At 75.0% G+C, this 19,905-nt stretch carries 16 protein-coding genes and 2 pseudogenes; 11 read left to right on the forward strand and 7 right to left on the reverse strand.

Going from position 1 to position 19,905, the window contains the following annotated elements:
- The first annotated feature begins 16 nt into the window (after positions 1-16).
- On the forward strand, positions 17-802 hold the full coding sequence (locus IE271_RS15520) for a glutamate racemase (RefSeq protein ID WP_190190889.1): 786 nt from the start codon (positions 17-19) through the stop codon (positions 800-802).
- A 227-nt stretch (positions 803-1,029) separates the two neighbouring features.
- Positions 1,030-1,593, forward strand: a complete 564-nt coding sequence (locus IE271_RS15525) for a hypothetical protein (RefSeq protein WP_190190890.1) — start codon at positions 1,030-1,032, stop codon at positions 1,591-1,593.
- Positions 1,594-1,637: 44 nt separating this feature from the next.
- Here IE271_RS15525 and IE271_RS15530 read toward each other — a convergent pair whose 3' ends face one another.
- Entirely contained in the window at positions 1,638-2,684 is a 1,047-nt protein-coding gene (locus tag IE271_RS15530; RefSeq protein WP_190191005.1) for an O-antigen ligase family protein, read from the reverse strand.
- A gap of 325 nt (positions 2,685-3,009) precedes the next feature.
- On the opposite strand from IE271_RS15530, the gene lnt reads away from it, so the two are divergent.
- Together lnt and IE271_RS15540 are read left to right on the forward strand one after the other, a co-directional pair.
- The gene (gene lnt, locus IE271_RS15535) at positions 3,010-4,623 is read left to right on the forward strand and encodes an apolipoprotein N-acyltransferase (protein ID WP_190190891.1); all 1,614 of its coding nucleotides are present in this window, start codon (positions 3,010-3,012) and stop codon (positions 4,621-4,623) included.
- A 219-nt stretch (positions 4,624-4,842) separates the two neighbouring features.
- Entirely contained in the window at positions 4,843-5,322 is a 480-nt protein-coding gene (locus IE271_RS15540; protein WP_190190892.1) for an NUDIX hydrolase, read from the forward strand.
- Positions 5,323-5,352: 30 nt separating this feature from the next.
- On the opposite strand, the gene IE271_RS15545 is transcribed toward IE271_RS15540, so the two are convergent.
- Entirely contained in the window at positions 5,353-6,051 is a 699-nt protein-coding gene (locus IE271_RS15545; protein WP_190190893.1) for a YceI family protein, read from the reverse strand.
- 227 nt (positions 6,052-6,278) lie between these two features.
- Complete coding sequence (locus IE271_RS15550; protein WP_190190894.1) at positions 6,279-7,733, reverse strand: glyceraldehyde-3-phosphate dehydrogenase; 1,455 nt, start codon at positions 7,731-7,733, stop codon at positions 6,279-6,281.
- Between the two features lie 180 nt (positions 7,734-7,913).
- Between IE271_RS15550 and IE271_RS15555 the strand changes: the two genes are divergently transcribed.
- Together IE271_RS15555 and IE271_RS15560 are read left to right on the forward strand one after the other, a co-directional pair.
- On the forward strand, positions 7,914-10,133 hold the full coding sequence (locus IE271_RS15555; protein ID WP_190190895.1) for an NADP-dependent isocitrate dehydrogenase: 2,220 nt from the start codon (positions 7,914-7,916) through the stop codon (positions 10,131-10,133).
- Between the two features lie 281 nt (positions 10,134-10,414).
- A complete protein-coding gene (locus IE271_RS15560) occupies positions 10,415-10,840 on the forward strand; it encodes an SseB family protein (RefSeq protein ID WP_190190896.1) in 426 nt (141 codons plus the stop codon).
- Between the two features lie 41 nt (positions 10,841-10,881).
- Here the strand turns inward: IE271_RS15560 and IE271_RS15565 are convergent, their stop codons facing one another.
- The gene (locus IE271_RS15565) at positions 10,882-11,469 is read right to left on the reverse strand and encodes a TMEM165/GDT1 family protein (RefSeq protein WP_190190897.1); all 588 of its coding nucleotides are present in this window, start codon (positions 11,467-11,469) and stop codon (positions 10,882-10,884) included.
- Positions 11,470-12,002: 533 nt separating this feature from the next.
- On the opposite strand from IE271_RS15565, the pseudogene IE271_RS42020 reads away from it, so the two are divergent.
- From IE271_RS42020 to crcB (IE271_RS15585), 4 genes and pseudogenes are all read left to right on the forward strand, one after another.
- Positions 12,003-12,209, forward strand: a pseudogene (locus tag IE271_RS42020) (Beta-galactosidase C-terminal domain); the annotation flags it as partial.
- 202 nt (positions 12,210-12,411) lie between these two features.
- A complete protein-coding gene (locus IE271_RS15575) occupies positions 12,412-12,699 on the forward strand; it encodes an ArsR family transcriptional regulator (protein WP_190190898.1) in 288 nt (95 codons plus the stop codon).
- 225 nt (positions 12,700-12,924) lie between these two features.
- Entirely contained in the window at positions 12,925-13,434 is a 510-nt protein-coding gene (gene crcB / locus IE271_RS15580; RefSeq protein ID WP_190190899.1) for a fluoride efflux transporter CrcB, read from the forward strand.
- The gene (crcB, locus tag IE271_RS15585; protein WP_190190900.1) at positions 13,431-13,805 is read left to right on the forward strand and encodes a fluoride efflux transporter CrcB; all 375 of its coding nucleotides are present in this window, start codon (positions 13,431-13,433) and stop codon (positions 13,803-13,805) included. Before crcB (IE271_RS15580) ends, crcB (IE271_RS15585) begins: the two co-directional genes overlap by 4 nt.
- Positions 13,806-13,909: 104 nt before the next feature.
- On the opposite strand, the gene IE271_RS15590 is transcribed toward crcB (IE271_RS15585), so the two are convergent.
- On the reverse strand, positions 13,910-15,304 hold the full coding sequence (locus IE271_RS15590) for a D-alanyl-D-alanine carboxypeptidase family protein (protein ID WP_190190901.1): 1,395 nt from the start codon (positions 15,302-15,304) through the stop codon (positions 13,910-13,912).
- Positions 15,305-15,488: 184 nt separating this feature from the next.
- Positions 15,489-16,640, reverse strand: a complete 1,152-nt coding sequence (gene rho, locus IE271_RS15595) for a transcription termination factor Rho (RefSeq protein ID WP_190190902.1) — start codon at positions 16,638-16,640, stop codon at positions 15,489-15,491.
- A 657-nt stretch (positions 16,641-17,297) separates the two neighbouring features.
- Here rho and IE271_RS15600 point away from each other — a divergent pair.
- Positions 17,298-17,957, forward strand: a pseudogene (locus tag IE271_RS15600) (cytochrome P450); the annotation flags it as partial.
- Between the two features lie 89 nt (positions 17,958-18,046).
- Here IE271_RS15600 and IE271_RS15605 read toward each other — a convergent pair.
- Complete coding sequence (locus tag IE271_RS15605; RefSeq protein WP_190191007.1) at positions 18,047-19,636, reverse strand: alpha-amylase family glycosyl hydrolase; 1,590 nt, start codon at positions 19,634-19,636, stop codon at positions 18,047-18,049.
- Positions 19,637-19,905: the final 269 nt, after the last annotated feature.

Here is a 19,905-nt window from a genome sequence, read left to right on the forward strand (position 1 = left end):
CGACTATGGTGATCGGGTGAAGATCGCGCTCATGGACTCCGGAATCGGCCTGCTTCCGACGGCCGCGGCCGTACGGCGCCTGCGCCCGGACGCCGATCTCGTCCTCTCCAGCGACCCGGAGGGCATGCCCTGGGGACCGCGCACCCCGGAGGGCATCACCGAGCGCGCCCTCGCCGTCGCCGAGGCGGCCGCCGCGCACCGGCCGGACGTCCTGGTCGTCGCCTGCAACACCGCCTCCGTGCACGCCCTGTCCGCCCTGCGCGCCCGCCTCGAACCGCAGCTGCCGGTCGTCGGCACCGTCCCCGCGATCAAGCCGGCCGCCGCGGGCGGCGGGCCCGTCGTGATCTGGGCGACGCCGGCCACCACCGGCAGCCCGTACCAGCGGGGGCTCATCCAGGAGTTCGCGGCGGGCGTCGAGGTCACCGAGGTGCCGTGCTGGGGTCTCGCGGAGGCCGTCCAGAGCGCCGACGAGGCCGCGATCGACGAGGCCGTCGCCGCGGCGGCCGCCCTGACGCCGGACGACGTGCGGTCCGTCGTCCTGGGCTGCACCCATTACGAGCTGGTCGCCGAGCGCGTCCGCGCCGCCCTGCAGAGGCCGGAGCGGCCGCCGCTGGTCCTGCACGGCTCGGCCGGCGCGGTGGCCGCCCAGGCGCTGCGCCGCGTCGGCGCGGCCCCCCGCCCCGAGGCGCCCGCCACGGGATCGCTGACGGTTCTGCTCAGCGGGCACGAGGCGGCCCTGCCCGCCGCCGCACTCGGCTACGCGGAGGGCCGGCTGCTGCGCGCGGTGAGCCACGCGGGCTGAGCCCGCCGCACCGGAGGCCCGCCGCCCGCGTACCGGAAGCGGGCGGTCCACAAGCCGCGCACGGGGTCGTGCACGGGCCGCGCCCGCCGGCCCCGGCCGCCCCGGAGGCCGCTCCTCCGTCTCCCGCCCCGGCCGGCTCGGGCCGCCGCCCCACCCGCCGCCCGCCCGGCCCGGCCGTGGTGCGCGCCCCCCTGCCGCCCGTACGGATCCTCGGTACGCTCGAAGGTATGAGGGACCACCCCCACGGCGGTGACGGCGTTCCCGGGACCCCCCGCCACCCCGAGGTCTGGACCGGGCGCGCGACCAACCGCGCCCAGTGGCTGCTCGCGCTGGGCGGAGCGGCCTGTGTGGCGCTCGGCGTCCAACTGGCGGTCGACTCGGCGTGGGCGACGGGCGTCCTGCCGCTCGTGATGTCCGTCGTCGGCTGCATCGCCGGAGGCCTCCTGGTCCTGTTCGGCACGCTCGCCTTCGTGCACGTCGCCGTCAAGGTCGACAAGGACTGCCTGGAGGTGCGCTGCGGGCACATGGGCGTGCCGCGCCGCCGGATCCTGCTGTCGAACGTCGTGCACGCCGACTTCGCGCCCCACGTCACCCCGCGGCAGTGGGGCGGCTGGGGCTACCGCTGGCGGCCCGAGAAGGGCACCGCCGTCGTCGTCCGGCGCGGCGAGGGCCTGGTGCTGCGTCTCGGCGACGGCCACCTGTTCACGATCACCGTGGACAACGCAGAGGCCGCGGTGCGGGCCATCCGCCACCACCTGAGGACGGGGCCCCGGGACGGCGAGGTCCGCTAGAGCCCGTCGGTGCCGTGCGCGCGTGTCGCCGGGTCCGCGCCGGATCACCGGTCCTGCGCGGTCTCCCACGCGTGCCCCCTCGCGGCGGCCGTCCCCTCCGGAGGCGTGTCGCCGGTGGTCCCGGTGTCCCCGGCGCCCTCGGTGCCGTCGGCCAGGGGACGCGCCGTGGCGAACCCCGCGAGCAGCCCGGCGCCCGCCGTCACCGTCGTGAAGCTCAGCGCGTTGCCGGCCGAGGCGAGCGCCGCCAGCGCCGTGAGCGCGGCGGCGGCGCTCAGCGCGACCGGCGTCGGCCGCGTGGAGCGCCACAGCGCGTACAGCACCCAGCCGAACACCGCCGCCAGCAGGACCAGCCCGACGACGCCCTGCTCGGCCGCCTGCTGCAACGGCGCCGAGTGCGGCTTGCCGTCGGACAGCAGCGACCGGGCGGCCGTCGGACTCAGCCCCCCGAACCGGCCGGGGCCCACCCCCAGTCCCGGGTTGCCCCGCGCCAGGGCCGCGGCGTCCTGCCACAGCAGGACCCGCTGCCGCGTGAGCTGCCCCTCCAGGCATGCCGTCAGCCCCTCGGGCAGCGCGTCCCCGGCGACGGCCCAGGCCGTCCCGGCGACCGCGGCCGCGGCGACCGCGAGGCCCGCGAGCCCCGGGGCGCGCCGCGTCCGGGCGGCGGCCAGCGAGCACAGCAGCACGCCGAGGCACGCGACGCAGCCCGCGACCGGCCCGACGGCGGCCGCGGCCGCCGCGATCCCGGCCGCCATGAGGCACAGGACCCGCCGCGTCGTCCCGGGGCGGGCCGCCCACGCCGCGCAGCACGCGGCTCCCACGGAGAGCGCGAGCAGGGCGGCGGTGGCGCCGGTGCGGCCGAGCGGGGCGGCGTGGGCGGGACCGGGCGCCAGGTGCGGTCCGGTCAGGGCGAGACAGACCCCGGCCGCCGCGCCCGCCGCGGGCGCGGCCACGGGGAGCAGCGCGCCGCAGATGCGTCCCGCCGCGTAGCCGGCCGCCACGGCGAGCACGGCGAGGAGCACGCCCTCGGGGCGGCCGCCGTGCGCGGCGGCGGTGACCAGTGCCCAGGCGGCGCAGCCGCCGAGCAGGACCATGCCGGTCCCGTCCACCGCGCCGCGCCTGCCGTACGCCGGCGCCGGAACCGCCGACGTCGTCCCCGTGGTCCCCACCGTCGCCCCCCGACCTGTGACGGAGCCCGGCCGCCTGGCCGGATACGGCCGGTGGGTCGGGGTCCGGCCACACCGTAACGGCTGATGCGCCGCATTGGGGACGTCTTGCGCAGAAACGATGGGGCGGACGAAGAGGCGGTGTGCCGGAGGAGGAGGGCGGCGGGCGGGACGGGGCGGGGGAGCGGGGCGTCCCGCCGGCGCCGCCGGACCGTCCTGTCGGCGCCCAGGTCACGCGCCGTACACTCCCGGAGTGACCGCCACAGTGACCTCCGTGGACGAGCCGGAACGGCTCGGACCGCAGGGCCGGCCCGCCTCGCGCCGGGCCCGGCTGGTGCGCCGGCTCGTTCCGGCCGCCGTCGCGGCGCTCTCCGGAGCGCTGCTGTACGTCAGCTTCCCGCCGCGCACCCTGTGGTGGCTCGCCCTGCCGGCCTTCGCCGCCTTCGGTCGGACGCTGCGCGGCCGCACCTGGAAGGCGGGCCTCGGGCTCGGCTACCTCTTCGGCCTCGGCTTCCTGCTGCCCCTGCTGGTGTGGACCGGCGTGGAGGTCGGCCCCGGCCCCTGGCTCGCCCTCGCCCTCGTGGAGGCGGTCCTCGTCGCGCTGGTGGGCGCGGGCGTGGCGCTCGTGTCCCGGCTGCCCGCGTGGCCGCTGTGGGCGGCGGCGCTGTGGACCGCCGGGGAGGCGGCACGCGCGCGCGTGCCGTTCGGCGGCTTCCCCTGGGGCAAGATCGCCTTCGGGCAGGCGGACGGCGTCTTCCTGCCGCTCGCGGCGGTGGGCGGCACCCCGGTGCTCGGCTTCGCCGTCGTCCTGTGCGGCTTCGGGCTCTGCGAGGCCGTACGCGTGGCCCTGGAGGCACGCCGTACCCGTGCCGTGCGGCGCGGCGCCGCCGCGGCGGCCCTGCTGAGCGTGGTCGTCCCCGTGGCGGGCGCCCTCGCCGCGCGGCCCCTGGTCAGCGACGAGGCGGAGGACGGGACCGCCACCGTCGCGGTGATCCAGGGCAACGTCCCGCGCGCGGGCCTCGACTTCAACGCCCAGCGCCGCGCCGTGCTCGACCACCACGTACGGGAGACCGAGCGCCTCGCGGCCGAGGTGCGGGCCGGTGAAGCGGAGCAGCCCGACTTCGTGCTGTGGCCGGAGAACTCCTCCGACATCGACCCCTTCACCAACCCCGACGCGTACGACGTGATCGACCGTGCGGTCCGGGCGGTCGGGGCGCCCGTCTCCGTCGGTGGCGTGGTCCGGCGGGACGGCAGGCTCTACAACGAGCAGATCCTCTGGGACCCCGACAAGGGGCCCGTCGACACCTACGACAAGCGGCAGATCCAGCCCTTCGGCGAGTACCTCCCGCTGCGTTCCCTGATCGGCGCGATCAACGACGACTGGACCTCCATGGTCCGCCAGGACTTCAGCCGGGGGAGCGACCCGGGCGTCTTCACCCTGGCCGGCACCCGGGTCGGGCTCGCCACCTGCTACGAGGCGGCCTTCGACTGGGCGGTGCGCGACACCGTCACCGGGGGCGCCCAGCTGATCTCCGTGCCCAGCAACAACGCCACCTTCGACCGCAGCGAGATGACCTACCAGCAGCTCGCCATGTCCCGGATCCGCGCCGTGGAGCACAGCCGCACCGTCACGGTGCCGGTGACCAGCGGCGTCAGCGCCGTGATCATGCCGGACGGCACGGTCGCGCAGAAGACCGGCATGTTCGTGGCGGACTCTCTGGTGCAGGAGGTGCCGCTGCGCTCCTCGCAGACCCCGGCCACGCGCCTCGGCACGCTCCCGGAGGCGGTGCTCGTGCTGCTCGCCGCTGCCGGACTCGGCTGGAGCGCGACGGCGGCGGTGCGCCGGCGGCGGGCCGGCGGCAGGTAGCCGCCGCCCGGGTCCGTGGACCGACGGCTTCCTTCCGGACCGCCGCCCGCCGGGTCCGCCGCCTGCCGGTTCCGCCGCCCGGCGGCCCTTTCGGCAGCCGCCGTCTTCACGACGGCCGCCGTCCGGTCAGGCGGCCACCGCCCGGTCCGGCAGCCGTCGTCCGGTCCGGCGGCCGTCGTTCCGTGCAGGACGGCGGGAACGGCCCGTTAGGGTCGGTCCATGGCTATTCCCGACTTCATCCGTACCCTGCGCGCCAGTGCGGGACAGCAACTGCTCTGGCTGCCCGGCGTCACCGCCGTCGTCCTCGACGACGAGGGCCGTGTGCTGCTGGGCCGCCGCTCCGACACCCTCAAGTGGTCGCTGGTCGGCGGCATCCCCGACCCGGGCGAGCAGCCGGCGGCGTGCGCCGTGCGCGAGGTCTACGAGGAGACGGCGGTGCACTGCGTGGCCGAGCGCGTCGTCCTCGTCCAGGCCCTGCCGCCGGTGACGTACGACAACGGCGACACCTGTCAGTACATGGACATCACCCTGCGCTGCCGGGCGGTCGGCGGCGAGGCGCGCGTGAACGACGACGAGTCCGTGGAGGTCGGCTGGTTCGACGTGGACGCCCTGCCCGAACTGCAGGAGTTCAGCCTGTTCCGGATCAAGCAGGCCCTGTCCGACGCGCCCGCGTGGTTCGACTCCGCGGCGTCCGGCTGAAGCGCGGGGCGTGACCCCGGGGCGGGCGCCTCAGTCGACGGGGAAGGTGCGGATGGCGGCGATGTCGAACTGCAGACGCACCTTCTCGCTCACCATGGCGCCGCCCTCGGCCAGCCTCGCGTTGTACGTCAGGCCCCAGTCCGAGCGGCTGATGGTGGTGGTGCCGTCGAACCCGGCCCGCTCGTAGCCGAACGGGTCGACGACGTGCCCTATGTAGGTGAGTTCCAGCTCCACGGGGCGCGTGACGTTCCTGATGGTGAGGTCGCCGGTCATGCGGTAGACGTCGGGCGCCACGAGCTCCACGGCGGTGCTGGCGAAGCGCATGTGCGGATAGGCCGCGGCGTGCAGGAAGTCCCGGCCGACCAGATGGGCGTCGCGCTGCTCCACCCCCGTGTCCACGCTGGCGGTGGACAGCACGATCTCGGCCCGCGAGCGGGAGGGGTCGCGGCCGTCGAAGTAGAGCCTGCTCTCGTACTCGGTGAAGGAGCCACGCACGGTCGTCACCAGGGCGTGCCGGACGGAGAAGCCGATCCTGCTGTGCGCCGGGTCGATCACCCACTCCCCGGTCAGCGCCGCCATGCCGGGATCCAGCGGACCGGCGAAGGCGGGGCCCGGGCGGTCGGCGGAGAACGGCCCCGGCCGGCCGGCGGGATACTGCGGCGCGCCGGGCGGCACCGCGGGGGCGGACGCCGGGCGGCGGGGGGACGTACCGCGGGTGAACAAGTTCATGATTCACGTAGTTACTGCACGTCAGATACGGCCGCAAGCGGTCTCCGGGATGCGGGCCGGACCGAACCGGTACCGACGGGTCCATATGCCACCACCCCGCGCCCGACGGCCACATCATCCGCACACGCCCACTACGCGATCTCCGGAGCGGCGGGAGCGCCGGGGGGCTGACGCCGCGGGCCCGGCGCCGCGCGGAGCGGTGCCGGGCCCGGGGACGGCCGCCGTGCTCAGTCCACCGGCGCCGGGTAGGTCGGGTACTCCACCCCGGAGACGTGCTGGACGACCCGGACCACCTGGCAGGAGTAGCCGAACTCGTTGTCGTACCAGAGGTAGAGGATCGCGTTGTCGTCCTCGACCTTGAGGGCGCCGGCGTCGACGATCGAGGCGTGGCGCGAGCCGATGAAGTCGCTGGAGACCGCGTCGGGGGCGCTGATGAAGTCGATCTGGCGCTTGAGCGGCGAGGTCAGCGACACCTCGCGGAGGTGGTCGAGGACCTCCTGGCGGGTGGTTTCGCGGGCCAGGGTGAGGTTGAGGATCGCGATCGAGACGTCCGGCACCGGGACGCGGATCGAACTGCCGGTGATCCTCGCCCTGAGGCCGGGCAGCGCCTTGGCCACGGCGGAGGCGGCGCCGGTCTCGGTGATGACCATGTTGAGCGGCGCCGAGCGGCCGCGCCGCTCGGACTTGTGGTAATTGTCCAGCAGGTTCTGGTCGTTGGTGAACGAGTGCACGGTCTCCACGTGGCCGCGCAGGACGCCGTACTCGTCGTCCATCGCCTTCAGCGGCGGGACGATGGCGTTGGTGGTGCACGAGGCGCAGGACAGGATCCGCTCGTCCGGCTTGATCGTGTCGTGGTTGACGCCGTGCACGATGTTGGGGACGTCGCCCTTGCCCGGGGCGGTCAGGACGACCTTGTCGATGCCGGGGCGCAGGTGCTGCGACAGCCCCGCGCGGTCGCGCCACTTGCCGGTGTTGTCGATGAGGATGGCGTTTTTGACGCCGTGCTCCGTGTAGTCGACCTCCGACGGGTCGTTCGCGTAGATCACCTTGATCTCGTTGCCGTTGGCGGTGATCGTGCTGTTCGCCTCGTCGACGGTGATGGTGCCCCGGAACTGGCCGTGGATCGAGTCGCGGCGCAGCAGCGAGGCGCGCTTGACCAGGTCCCCGGCGGCCCGGTCCGCGTTCCCGCGGACGACGACGGCGCGCAGTCGCAGGCCGTTGCCGGAGCCCGCCTTCTCGATGAGCAGGCGCGCGACGAGGCGGCCGATGCGGCCGAAGCCGTAGAGGACGACGTCGCGCGGCTCGCGGCGCTCGATCCTGTTCGCGCCCGTGGCCCCGGCGACGGCCCCGGCGGTGAACTCCGCCACCGACAGGCCGCGGTCGTCGGCCGCGTACGTCGCGGCGAGCATGCCGAGGTCGATCTGTGACGGGCCGAGGTCGAGCGTGGTCAGGGCCTGCAGAAACGGCCACGTCTCGGTGACCGAGAGCTCCTCCCCGGCGATCTGCCGGGCGAACCGGTGGGTCTTGAGGATGCCGACCACCGACTTGTTCACCAAGGAGCGGCTGTGCAGCAGGACGGTCACGTCCCGCTCGCGGTGCAGCTTCCCGATGATCGGGATCATCGACTCCGCGATCTCCTCGCGGTGCATCCATTGGGTGAACGAGTCGTCTTTGACAGTCACAGGTTCATCTTTCGAGCTAGGTGGCGCTCATATGTTAACCACGCCGCTCATCGATGATCCATAAGGGTTCCGTCACATCCGCGCACCCGGCGGACCCATGTGCGGGCCCCTGTCGGTGAACGGCCGCTCACGAGATATCTTGATGTCGAGCAATGTTGCAGACGTGGAGCGGAGCACCCGGTGACTGACTCGACCATCATCTATACGCACACTGACGAGGCCTCGGCCCTGGCGACGTATTCGTTCCTGCCGGTCGTCCAGGCCTACGCCTCGGCGGCCGGGGTCTCCGTGGAGACGCGGGACATCTCCCTGGCGGGGCGCATCATCGCGAGCTTCCCCGAGTACCTGGAGGAGGGCCAGCGCATCGACGACGCCCTGGCCGAGCTGGGCGAGCTGGCGAAGACGCCGGGCGCGAACATCATCAAGCTGCCGAACATCTCGGCGTCGATCCCGCAGCTCAAGGCCGCGATCGCGGAGCTCAAGGAGCAGGGCTACGCGCTGCCGGACTACCCGGACGACCCGAAGACCGACGAGGAGCGCGAGATCCGCGCCCGCTACGACAAGGTCAAGGGCTCCGCCGTCAACCCGGTGCTGCGCGAGGGCAACTCCGACCGCCGCGCCCCCGCCTCGGTGAAGAACTACGCCAAGACCCACCCGCACCGCATGGGCGCCTGGACCTCCGAGTCCAGGACCAACGTGGCGACCATGGGCGAGAACGACTTCCGCTCCACCGAGAAGTCCGTGGTGATCGCCGAGGACGGCGCCCTGCGCATCGAGCTCGTCGGCGACGACGGCACCACCACCGTCCTGCGCGAGTCCGTCCCGGTCCTCGCCGGCGAGGTCGTCGACGCCTCCGTGATGCGGGTCGCCGCGCTGCGCGAGTTCCTGACCGCGCAGGTCGCCCGCGCCAAGCAGGAGGGCGTCCTGTACTCCGTGCACCTGAAGGCCACGATGATGAAGGTCTCCGACCCCATCGTCTTCGGCCACGTGGTGCGCGCCTTCTTCCCGAAGACGTTCGCGAAGTACGGCGAGACCCTCGCCGCGGCCGGACTGACCCCGAACGACGGCCTGGGCGGAATCTACAAGGGCCTGGAGGCCCTGCCCGAGGGCGCCGAGATCAAGGCATCCTTCGACGCAGAGCTCGCCGAGGGCCCGGAGCTGGCCATGGTCGACTCCGACAAGGGCATCACCAACCTGCACGTCCCCTCCGACGTCATCATCGACGCCTCCATGCCGGCCATGATCCGCACCTCCGGCCACATGTGGGGCCCGGACGGCCAGGAGCACGACACGCTCGCCGTCATCCCCGACAGCAGCTACGCGGGCGTCTACCAGGCCGTGATCGAGGACTGCCGCGCCAACGGCGCCTTCGACCCCGCCACCATGGGCTCGGTGCCGAACGTCGGCCTCATGGCGCAGAAGGCCGAGGAGTACGGCAGCCACGACAAGACCTTCGAGATCCCGGTCACCGGCACCGTCCGCCTCGTCGACCAGGCCGGCACCGCCCTGATCGAGCAGACGGTCTCCGCCGGCGACATCTTCCGCGCCTGCCAGACCAAGGACGCCCCGATCAAGGACTGGGTGAAGCTGGCCGTCACCCGCGCCCGCGCCACCGGCGACCCGGCCGTCTTCTGGCTCGACGAGACCCGCGCCCACGACGCCAACCTGATCGCCAAGGTCAACGAGTACCTGCAGGAGCACGACACCGAGGGCCTGGACATCAGGATCCTGTCCCCGGTCGAGGCCACCAGGCTCTCGGTCGAGCGCATCCGCCGCGGCGAGAACACCATCTCCGTCACCGGCAACGTGCTGCGCGACTACCTGACCGACCTCTTCCCGATCCTGGAGCTGGGCACCAGCGCCAAGATGCTGTCGGTCGTCCCGCTGATGGCGGGCGGCGGCCTGTTCGAGACGGGCGCCGGCGGCTCCGCGCCGAAGCACGTCCAGCAGCTGGTCAAGGAGAACTACCTGCGCTGGGACTCCCTCGGCGAGTTCTTCGCCCTGGTCCCGTCCCTGGAGCAGTACGCGAAGGCCACCGGCAACCAGCGCGCCCAGGTCCTCGCCGACGCCCTCGACCGCGCCACGGCGACCTTCCTCAACGAGGACAAGTCCCCGACCCGCCGCGTCGGCGGCATCGACAACCGCGGCAGCCACTTCTACCTGTCCCTGTACTGGGCGCAGGAGCTGGCCGGGCAGACCGACGACGCCGACCTCGCCAAGGCGTTCGCCCCGTTCGCCGAGACGCTCACCGCCAACGAGCAGAAGATCGTCGACGAGCTGAACGCGGTGCAGGGCTCCCCGGCCGACATCGGCGGCTACTACCAGCCCGACCCGGTCAAGGCCTCGGCGGTCATGCGCCCGTCGGCGACCTTCAACCAGGCGCTCACCACCCTGGGCTGACCGGGGCGCCCGGTCCGCCGGGCACCCCGACCGGACCGGACGGCACCCCGTCCGGTCCGCCCGCCCGTCCCGCCCCGGCCGGCACGTCGCCCGGCCGGGGCGGCCGCGTACGCGCCGGAGCCCGCCGTTCCCCCGGCCGGTACGCCGGGAAGGCGTTCCGTGAGCAATCCGTGATGTGTACAGCCGATTGCCCGGACCCCGCCCGGGTAGGCGAACCGGCGCGCCCGGGGCGCCCGAGGCTTCGGGTGGCTTTTCCGCCACTATCGGGACCGGGATGTGCCATGGAGATGACCCCGTACGACGACGCCGCCCGCACGGACCGTGCCGCGTCGGCCGAGCGCGCGCTGAGCGCGCTGATCCTGAACGCCGGGGACGGCGCGGCCCTCGACGCGCTGGCCGGCAGCGAGGTGCTGGTGCCCGTGCCCGAGGACGCCGAGGACGCGGCGCTCACCGATCCGCGCACCGTGGCGCTGCCGGTCCTCGAGGAGGACGGGCGGGAACCCCGGGTGCCGGTGTTCACCTCGGAGGTGCGCCTCGCGGAGGTGCTGCCGTCCGTGTCGCGCTACCGCGTGGTGCCGCTGGGCACCCTCGCCGCGCAGTGGCCCGCGGTCGACGCCCCGGCCCTCACCATCGACGCCAGCTCCCCGCACGGCCTGACCCTGGCCTCCGACGAGGTGCGCACCCTGCTGGCCAGGCCCGCGGCCTGACCCGCGGGGCGGGGGCGCGGACCATCCGCGCCCCCGCGGCCTCAGCCCACGAAGATCTCGGCGACCGACCAGACCGCCAGGGCGAGCATGCACAGGCCGCCGACGCGCTGCACGGTCCTGAGCGGGACGCGCTTGGCGATGAAGCGACCGGCCAGCAGCGCGAGCGCGGACACCGACATCAGGGCGGCGGCCGAGCCGATGGCCGTGGACAGCACGCCGTTGGTGGCGGCCAGGTTGGCCGTCGTGATCTGGGTCAGGTCGCCCCACTCGCTGATGAAGACGGCCATGAACGCGGTCGTCCAGACGGGCCAGAAGCCCGTCACGGCCCTGCCCGCACCGTCCTCGCCCTCGCCCTCGTCGTCCCCACCGCGCAGCAGCATGAACGCGCCGAACGCGAAGAGCGCCGCCGAGACGGCCTTGACCAGCCAGTCCGGGAGCAGTCCGATGAGGCTGCCCGCGCCCACGGCGATGGCGACGTGCACGATGAAGGCGCTCGACGTGCCGAACCACACGTACAGCGGACGCATGCGGGTGCCCATGGCCAGCGACGCGAACATCGTCTTGTCGGGGAGTTCGGCGAGGAAGATCAGACCGAAGGCGGTGACGATCGCCAGTGGGTCGAGGTGCATTCCGGGTCTTTCTGTCGGGCCGGACCCCCGGACCGTGCGAAACACCCTGAGGGCGACGGGAGGACCGGTCGGCCCGGCATGGGGGTGCCCGCACGGGATGCGGGCACGTCGATGCCTGGCCGAAGGTCTCGTCCACCCGTGTCGTCACGGGCCCGGCCACCGGGAACCCGAGGGCTCCAGTGTGTCGACGACCGGTTCGCAGGACTACTCCCCTTCGCGATCACCAAGTGTACCCGGGCTCTGCCCATGACTTGCCCGGTAACCCGAAGAGGGAGTGATGAGGGACATTCCGCCGGGACCCCGCCGCGCGGCCGGCGTCCGGCACCGTACCGCTGCCGGACGCCGCCCGCCTGGACACGCCCGTGCCGACCCTCCCGGTCACCGGCCGCACGGTCCTGGTCCTCACCCCGCAGGCGCGCCCGGTCCGCTTCCTGCCGAAGGTCCGGTGCTACCGCCTGATCCCGCTGGGCGCGCTGCCCGACCACTGGCCCGGGGCGGGGCACCGGCTCGTCGTCGACGCGGAGACCTCCCTCGCGCCGTCGGCCGGACCGCCGCGCGACGTGGAACCGGTGCGCCGCACGGGGGAGTCGGGCACCTACCTCTTCGCGATCGACCACACCGCGCCGGAGGCGAAGGTGCCGCTCGGCGCGTCCGGCACCGGACTCCTGACCGGGGAGGCCGCGGCGGGCCGGCCGACGGTGCCGACGGGAGCGGCCCGGGTCGTCCGGCTCGACGGCTGAGCGCGCCCCGGCCGCCGGGGCCCACCGGGCGGAGGGCCCGGGTCCGGGCCGGGCCCCTGCCACGCGCCCCCGTGCGCCGCTCGTGCCCGGACAGCCGCGGTCCCACTTGCGGAGCGCGCCTTCGCGGACGGCCGGAATGCGGGACGATGGGGCGACGGAATGCGGCGGAAAGTGTGGCGCCGTCCGATTCGAGGAGGCCGGGATGATGAGGATGCCGACAGGGGAACTGCGCCACGACCTCCTGGAGCGGCTGCGGGACCCCGCGGCGCACTTCGCCCCGCGGCCGCCCGGCGATCTGACGCGGGACGGCGTGAGCGCCGAGTCGGTGGCCGCCGGACTGGACGTTCCCGTGCGGGTCGCCGTCGCCCACCTGGACCTCCTCGCCGCCGTCGGCCTGCTGCGGACGACGGAGGTCGGCGGGCTCACCTACTACCGGCGCGACGAACAGCGCATCGCCGCGGTCCGGCGGACCTTCGAGCGCGGCTGGTAGCCCTGGACCGCCGCTCCACGCCAGGGCGCGCGCGGGGGCGCCCCGGCGCCGCGTGCGGGCCGCGCGCACCCGGAGTTACCCTGATGGCCTGCCGCGCTCCCCGAGCGCGGCGCGGCGGTGGGGCCCGCCGTACACGAACCGCGGCACAGGTGCCGCCGACGGTCCCTGCTTGTGAGGGCACGCGCCCGGCTGTCCGGGCCCCCGGCGAGTAGGAGACGTACGCGCATGACATCCCCGCGCTCCGAACGGGTGGGTGGGAGCGGCGACGGGAGTCCGGACGCCCCCGTCCCGGCCCCGGCCGGACCGGAACCCTTCTGGCGCGGCCAGGGCCCCGTGGTCGCCGCGGTCGCGGCCGGCGGGGCACTGGGCGCGACCGCCCGGTACGCCGCCTCGCTGGCCTGGCCCGCGTCGCCGGACGGCTTCCCCTGGACCGTCCTCGGCGTCAACGTCCTGGGCTGTGCCCTCATGGGCGTCCTCATGGTGGCCGTCACGGAGATCCGCACGGTCCACCCTCTGGTGCGCCCCTTCCTCGGCACCGGCGTGCTCGGCGGCTTCACCACCTTCTCCACGTACGCCGTCGACGTCCAGCGGCTCGTCGAGGCGGGCCGTCCCGGCACCGGGCTCGCCTACCTCGCCGCGACCCTCGTCCCGGCGCTCCTGGCGGTGTGGCTGGCGACGGCCGCGACGCGCCGGGCCGGGGCCCGGACGGCGGCGCGGGGCGGGGGGCCGCGGTGAACTGGCTGCTGGTGATCGCGGGCGCGGCGGTCGGCGCCCCCTTGCGCTACCTGACCGACCGTGCGGTGAAGATCCGGTACGGCGCACGGCTGCCCTGGGGCACCTTCCTCGTGAACGTCGTGGGCTGCCTGGTCCTGGGCGTGCTCACCGGGGCCACCACGGCGGGAGCGGCCTCCGGACGGTGGCAGCTGCTGCTGGGCACCGGGCTGTGCGGGGCGCTGACGACGTACTCCACCTTCTCCCACGAGACGCTGAAGCTCGCCGAGGACGGGGCGGGCCGCGCGGCCGTGGCCTACGCCGTGGGCAGCGTGGCCGCGGGGCTCGCCGCCGCCTTCGTCGGGGTGCGGTGCGCCGGGCTGGTGTGGGGATGAGGCGGCGGGTCCGACGGGAACGACGGTTGACCCGTGCCCGTGCCCGTGCCCGCGTCTGGGCGTCCTTCGGGGGCCCGAGGTAGGGGGCGAAAGGTTTCCCCTGTTCAGTCGCGGCCGCTGCGTGCGCGGCGTGCGCGCAGCGCCAGGGCGACGACCCCCGCGCCCAGACATCCCAGGCCCAGACCCGCGATCACACCGTCCGTACCGGTCACGGCCGACCGGTCCCGGCTGTCGCCGTCGTCGTCGCCGTCGCCGTCCCCGGTACCGGCCGCCGCGTCCGCCGAGGGCACGGCCGGGGGACCGGAGGGCAGCGGGGCCGGGGGGCGCGCGGGAGCGACCGGTGGGAACGCGGGCGCGCCCAGCGGTCCCGGCGTCGGGACCCGCGCGTCGGCGGGCGGCCCGCCCCGCCGCGGTTCCAGCGAACCCACCGGATCGACGTGCCCGGCGGCCGCGAAGCCCCAGTCCAGCAGGGCCCGTGCCTCCTCGTACACGGTGGAGCCGCCGCCCTTGCGGGGGTTCAGCACCGTGACGATCAGCGTGCGGCCCTTCCGGCGGGCCGCGGCGACCAGCGTGTGCCCGGCGTGGGAGGTGTAGCCGTTCTTGACGCCGACGAGGCCCGGGTAGGGCGCGACGCCGCCCACGCCGGTCAGCAGCCGGTTGGTGTTCTGGATCTCGTACGGTCTGCCGCCGCCCGGGAACCGGGCGCGCACCGTGGCGGCGTAGCGGGCGAACTCGGGGTCGGCGAGTCCGGCGCGCGCGAACACCGCCAGGTCGTACGCCGACGACACCTGGCCCGGCGCGTCGTAGCCGTCGGGGGAGAGCACGTGCGTGTCGCGGGCGCCGAGGGCGCGCGCCGTGGCCTGCATCCGGGCGGAGACGGCCGCCGGGCCGCCGTTCATGGCGGACAGGACGCGCACGGCGTCGTTCCCCGAGCTCAGGAAGACGCCGTTCCACAGGTCCGAGACGCGGTAGGTGCGTCCCGCGGCGACGCCGGCCAGGCTGCTGCCGGGCCCGATGCCCGCCAGCTCCCGCGGCGTGACGGTGTGGCGGACGGCGGCGGGGAACGCCGGGAGCAGGGTCAGGGCGAACAGGGTCTTCAGCGTGCTGGCGGGCGGCAGCTCACGGTGGGCGTCGCGGGCGGCGAGCACGTCGCCCGTCCGCGCGTCGGCGACCAGCCACGACAGGGCGGAGACGGCGGCGGGCGGAGCCGGCGCCCCGGACCGCGTCCCGACCTGGACGCCGGGGCCGCGCAGCGCGTCGTCCGCGGGCGCGTCCCCGCTGTTCGCGGCGGGAGCGTCGAGGGCGACGGCCTCCGCGCGGGCGGCGGGACCCGAGCCCAGGAGCGGGGCGCCCGCCAGGCAGAGCGCGCAGCACGCGGCCAACGCGCGGACGCGGAGCGCGCGGGCCGCGGCGGCCGGGGAGGCGGTGCGGCGCGCGGCGGTGCCGGAAGCGGCGGAGCGGGGGACGGCGGTGGTGCCGGACGGGGAGCCGAGGGTCATGCCGTCAACGTAGGAACCGTCGCCGCGCGCGCCGGTGTGCCGGGGCCGCGCGCTCCCGCCGAGCACTCGGATGCCGCAGCGGCGACGCGCGGGGGAGCGGACGGCGCGGCGATGGGGAGGACCGCGCCCGGGAGCCCGACCGCGCTCGGGGGCGGGCTGCGTCTTGAGGACACCGCGGGCGGGGCTACGCCCCGGGGGACACCGCGGGCACGGTGGGGTGGATGCGCCGCAGGAACGTGGCGTTGTCCGGGGTCTGGCGCAGCCGTTCCAGCAGGGTCTCCAGGCCCGCCTGCCCGTCGCCCCGGGAGAGCAGGGCGCGCCGCAGACCGTGCACGGCCGACAACTCGCCCGCGGTCGTCAGCAGTTCGTCGCGCCGGGTGCCGGAGGAGACGACGTCCACGGCCGGGAAGAGGCGCCGGACGGCGGCCGCGCGGTCCAGGCGCAGCTCCATGTTGCCGGTGCCCTTCAGCTCCTCGAAGTAGAAGTCGTCGGCGCGGGAGCCGGTCTCGACCAGGGCGGTGGCGAGGACGGTGAGCGAGCCGGCCTCCTCGGTGCGGCGCGCGGCGCCGAACAGCCGCTTCGGGCCGTGCAGCGCGGCCGCGTCGACGCCGCCGCTGAGGGTGCGGCCGCCGGCCGCGGCCGCGTTGTTGTGCGCCCGGCACAGCCGGGTGAGCGAGTCGAGCAGGATCACGACGTCCTGACCGGCCTCGACGAGCCGTTCGGCGCGCGCCACGACCAGTTCGGCGAGCGCGATGTGCTCCTTGGGCGCCCGGTCGAAGGTGGAGGCGAACACCTCGCCGCGCACCGAGCGGCGCATGTCCGTGACCTCCTCGGGGCGTTCGTCGAGCAGGACCACCATGAGCCGGCACTCGGGGTGGTTGCCGGCCACGGCGGCGGCGAGCTGCTGGAGCAGGACCGTCTTGCCGGTCTTGGGCGGCGCCACGATCAGGCCGCGCTGCCCCTTGCCGACCGGCGCCACGAGGTCGACGACGCGGCCGGCGAGCCCGGCCGCGGGGTGCTCCAGGCGGAGCCGTTCCCGGGGGTGCACGGGGGTGAGGTCGCGGAAGTGCGGGCGGGGCCGCCGCTCCCCGGCCGGACGGCCGTCGACCAGGTCGACCCCGGCGAGTGCGCGCCGGCCGCCGAGGACGCCCTCGACGAGGTCGCCCTTGCGCAGGCCGTGCCGGCGGACCAGCGCGGCGGGCACCCGGGGGTCGTCGGGCGCGGGCAGCAGGTCCCCGCCGCGCAGCCGGCCCTGCCCGTCGGGGGTGAGGTCGAGGACGCCGGTGACCCGCTGTGCGGCGGGCTGGGTGGTGGGACGTTCGAGTGTGGTGGTCATGCGTCCGGTCCTTTCGAGGAGGCGGTCACGGGAGGTGAAGGGGGAGGAGAGGCCGGGCGGGGCGGCGTGCGGTCACGCCCCGGTGCGGCGGGGACGGCGCCTCGGCGGCGACGGCCGGAGGAACGGCCCGGACGCGTACGGACCGGTACGGCCACGGGTGCGGACCGTACGGCCACGGACCGGTACGACCGTGGTCCGGTGCGGCCCGCTGAGCCCTGTGCGCGGAGGCGGTGCGAGAAGGCTGTACGGCCGGTCGTGTGCGACGGGCCCGGTACAGCCGGGAGAGGAGAAGGCACCGGCGCCGGATGAGAGGCGTACACAAGTGCCACCGGCACTGTACCACGTACCTCGAAGGCCCCGCGGTCGTACGAGCCCGTGCGGGCGAAGAGCGCCGCGGTCGCCGTGCCGGTGGCCCGTGCCGCGCGGCACGGCGGTCGCACGCGTGCCGTACGGCGGCAACTCCCGCTTCCGCACCGGTCGTCGACCGTGGACCATGGGGCGGTCCACGACGTCCCGCAGTCAGGAGAGTCCCTTGGGCATCTCGGAAACCTCGGACACCTTACGTACCCCGATCCCCCGGACAGCCCGGACGCCTCGCCGCTCCCGCCGCACCGCATGGACCCGGCGGGCGGCTGCCCCCACGCCGTCAACGCGCGGCTCCTCGCGCGCGGCGCGGCCGCCCGGGCGGAGCGGCCCGGCCCCGACCTGACCAGCGCGCTCATCGCCGCCCGCGACGAGGGCGGCGACCGGCTCGCCCCGCACGAGCTGATCGGCACGCTGGTGCTGATGGTCGTCGCCGGGCACGAGACCACGCTGAACCTGATCACCAACGCCGTACGGGCCCTGTGCGGCCACCGCGACCAGCTCGCCCTCGTCCTGGACGGGACCGCGAGCTGGGCGGACGCGGTCGCGGAGACGCTGCGCTGGGACGTGCCGGTGAGTCTCTTCCCGTTCCGCTACCCGGTGCGCGACCTGACGGTGGACGGAACGGTGATCCCCGCGGGCACGCCCGTGCTGGCCGGCTACGCGGCGGCGGGCCGGGGCCCGGCCGCGCACGGGCCGGACGCCGACCGGTTCGACGTCACCCGCCCCCGCAGACCCGGCGTCGTCCGGCACCTCTCGCTCGGGCACGGCGCCCACTACTGCCTCGGGGCGCCGCTCGCCCGGCTGGAGGCGGCCGTCGCGCTGGAGCGGCTGTTCACCCGCTTCCCCGGTCTCGCCCCCGCCGTTCCGGAGGAGGAACTGGTCCGGCACTCCGGGTTCGTCGGCAACAGCGTGCGCGCCCTGCCCGTGCGCCTCGGACCTGGAACGGACTGAGCCCCGGGCCAGGAAGGGCCTGAACCGGGTCGTCCAGGCGTCCAGGCGTCCACAGGACCGATCGCCCACCCGTCCGGCCCGCCGTCCGGTCAGCCCGCCAGGTCGAAGACCCCGTACCCGAAGCCCGCCGCCTCGACCGCCCCGGCGGCGGCCGTGACGCCGGACGCCTCCACGGTGCGGGCGGTCCGGACGCCGTCGACCGCGTGCCGCACCGGCTCCCGCTGCGGGTTCACGACGACGAGGAACCGGCCCCCGCGCACGTACACGAACGGGTAGCCGGCGTGCAGCACCTCCACCGACCCGGCGGGGCTCAGCTCCGGCGCGCCGGTGCGCAGCGCGACGAGGCGCCGTACGAGGTGCAGCAGGGACGTCTCGTCGGCGCGCTGGGCGGCCACGGTGGGGCGGTCGGGGTCGGGGTCGAGCGGCAGGTAGAGGCGGTCCGCCGGGGCGGTGGAGAAGCCCGCGTTCGGGCCGTCGCCCCACTGCATGGGGGTGCGCGAGCCCGCCCGGTTGTAGTGCGGGCCCAGCACGCTGCCCTCCTTGTCGGGCAGGTCCGGCACGTACCGCATGCCGATCTCGTCGCCGTAGTAGATCGCCGGGAGCGTGGGCCAGGTGAGCTGGAAGACGAAGGCGGCGGGCAGCTGCTCGGCGGTGCGCGGGCCGCAGTTGAGGCGGGAGAAGTCGTGGTTGGAGGTGGGCAGCGCGATGTGGCCGCCGTCGCCCACTCTGCCGGCGGCGCGTCGCCAGGCGTCCAGGAAGGGGCGGGGCGAGCCCTTGCCGCTCGCGTCGAAGAAGCAGTCCAGGGGGTCCCAGGCGTCGTCGACCGTGCCCGTGCGGTTGCTCCACAGCGAGCGCAGGGGCAGCCCGTTCGTGGCGCCGCCGAACTGCAGGAAGAAGTCCGCGTGGAAGCCCGCCGGGACGGACACCTCCGGGTCGCCCCACTCCGACAGCAGCACCGCGCCCGGATGCGCGCGGTCCAGCCAGTGCCGCAGCTCCGTCCAGATCGCGCAGGTCCCTGCCCGGTCGGGGTCGTCCTTGACGAGCGAGGCGGCCATGTCGACGCGGAAGCCCGCCACGCCCAGGCGCAGCCAGTGGTCCATGATCTCGCGCAGCGCCGCCCGGTTGGCGCGCGGCCCCTCGGCGTCCACGGGCTGCCGCCAGGGTTCGGCCGGGTCCTCGCGCGCGTAGCCGAAGTTGAGGGCCGGCTGGCTGTCGAAGAAGTTCGGCAGGTACGCGCCCGGGCGGCGGCCCGGTGAGGCGACGAAGCCGTCGGGGCGGCCCTGCGGGGCCCAGATGTAGCGGTGGTCGCCGGGGTCGTCCGCCGAGGCGAGGAACCACGGGTGCCGGTCCGAGGTGTGGCCGGCCACCAGGTCGAGGAGGACGCGGATGCCGCGGCGGCCCGCCAGGTCGACCAGCCCGGCGAGGTCGTCGTCGGTGCCGTAGCGGGGTGCGGTGGTGAAGTAGTCGGCGACGTCGTAGCCCGCGTCGCGGAACGGCGAGGCGAAGCAGGGGTTCAGCCACACCGTGTTCACCCCGAGCCAGGACAGGTGGTCCAGGCGGTCCGCGATGCCGCCGAAGTCGCCGATGCCGTCGCCGTCGGAGTCCGCGAAGGACTGTGGGTAGATCTGGTAGAAGACGGCGTCGGAGAGCCAGGCGGGAACGGGACCGAACGAGGTCATGTACGGCCTTTCGAAGGAGAAGAAGAAGGAGACGGGGATGAGGGCTGAGGCGGAGACGGAGGCCGAGGCGGCGGGCTCGCGCCGGATCACCCGCGGGCGCGGCACTGTCGAGGGTGACAGCGCGCGGATCTCCGCGGAAGGGCGCGTTCGCTGGTGCCGTGACCGGAAAGGTATGCCGTGGGCCCACGGCGTCCGGTGCGGTGCATCGCAAAGCGGAGGACCACGCTCGTACGGACGTATTCGGGTGGCTCCGGCAATGCGGCGTGGGG

The organism is Streptomyces minutiscleroticus (assembly GCF_014650875.1).
GTDB classification, from domain to species: Bacteria; Actinomycetota; Actinomycetes; order Streptomycetales; family Streptomycetaceae; genus Streptomyces; species Streptomyces minutiscleroticus.